Source organism: Priestia sp. D51 (assembly GCF_053345675.1).
The window spans coordinates 1-1,670 of record NZ_JBLTIR010000034.1 but is presented as its reverse complement, the minus strand read 5'-3'; the positions used below and the strand labels follow the sequence as shown (position 1 = coordinate 1,670).

Sequence of the window (1,670 nt, the reverse complement as noted above, 5' to 3'; positions counted from 1 at the left end):
TGATATGCTCCCAATTAAGTAGACAGAGTAAATAAAAAATCTGTTTACTTAATTGGGGGCTTTTTTATGAGAAGAAAAACTTATTCTTCACAGGAAAAATACGAGATAATCTTAGCATATGAAAAGCGAAGTGTCTCCTCACGAGAATTTTGTAGTAAATATGATTTGTATAGAGCGACAATTAATAGATGGATTTATCTCTATCGAACATATGGATTAGAAGGACTCCAGACTTCAAGTGAATGGAAAAGATACTCTATAGAGATAAAAACGGCGGCTACCCTTGATTATCTTTCAGGGAAGTATTCTCAATCAGAAATAATCCGTAAATATGAAATATCTCACCGTTCTGTATTAATGAAGTGGATCAAGAATTATAATGGCCATAGAGCATTTAAAAACGTAGGGAAAGGTACGAGAAAATCTATGGCAAAAGGACGGTCTACTACTCTAGAAGAAAGAGTGATAATAGCGAAACATTGTTTAGAGAATGGAAAGAATTATCTGCAGACTGCAGAAGATTTTAGTGTTTCGTATCAACAGGTATATCAGTGGGTGAAAAAATTTGAGAAAGGTGGTAAAGGTGGGCTCTTTGATAAACGTGGCAAAAAAAGAGAAGAATCGGAACTTACATCAGAAGAAAAACATCAAAGAGAAATAAAGCAATTGGAAATGGAAAACGAGCGCTTACGCGCTGAAAATGCCTTTTTAAAAAAGTTAGAAGAAATCGAAAGGAGGAGATTTTAAGAAAAGTCCGTTCAATAGACATATATATGGCCATCCAAGAACTTCACCAGAACGAAAAATATTCTATTTTACTATTATGCCAAATAGCGAAAGTGTCACGTTCCGCCTATTACAAGTGGCTAAAACGCACTCCATCTACGAATGAGAAGTTGAATGAAGAAATAGTGGAAGAAGTGAGACGGCTACACGAGAAACTAGGAGGAATTTATGGATATCGGCGGATGACATTGAAAATAAATCGAAGATTTAAGCAACCAATTAATCACAAACGTGTTTACCGATTAATGAAATTATTTGGTATTCAGTCTGTCATTCGACGTAAACGAACAAGATATAAACCAAGTTCACCTAAGCATATTACAGATAATGTCCTGAATCGGGAATTCCATGCCAAGAAACCAAATGAAAAGTGGTTAACAGATGTAACAGAACTTAGCTATGGAAGATCTGAGAAGGCTTATTTAAGTGCAATATTAGACTTGTATGATGGCTCTATTGTGAGCTACGTCTTAGGTACTTCTAACAATAACCCTTTAGTTTTTAAAACGTTTGAACAAGCGTTGAAGAGAGAGCCAGGAGCTACTCCCTTATTGCATAGTGATAGAGGATATCAATATACTTCTCCTTCCTTTAAAAAGAAGTTAGAAGAAGCAAAAGTAGTACAGAGTATGTCTAGAGTGGGCAGGTGTATTGATAACGGACCGATGGAATCTTTTTGGGGAACATTGAAGTGTGAAAAATACTATTTAAAGAAGTATAAAACCTATGAAGAACTTGAGAAGGAAGTTAAGGAATACATATACTTTTATAATAATGAGCGTTTACAAAAACGATTAAACGGCCTTAGCCCCTTAGAATACAGAGCTAAAGCCGTTTAGAAAGTTTTATTTATTTCCACTGTCTATTTGACAGGGGGCAGTTCA

1 protein-coding gene is annotated in these 1,670 nt (G+C 35.3%); it reads left to right on the top strand.

Going from position 1 to position 1,670, the window contains the following annotated elements; translation table 11 throughout:
* The first annotated feature begins 66 nt into the window (after window positions 1–66).
* Window positions 67–1,625 (top strand): IS3 family transposase gene (locus ACNHOZ_RS28795; protein ID WP_447697467.1). Its coding sequence is split into 2 segments (ribosomal slippage): window positions 67–709 and window positions 709–1,625, totalling 1,560 coding nucleotides; the frame shifts between segments, so codons are not numbered across the junction.
* Window positions 1,626–1,670 lie beyond the last annotated feature (45 nt).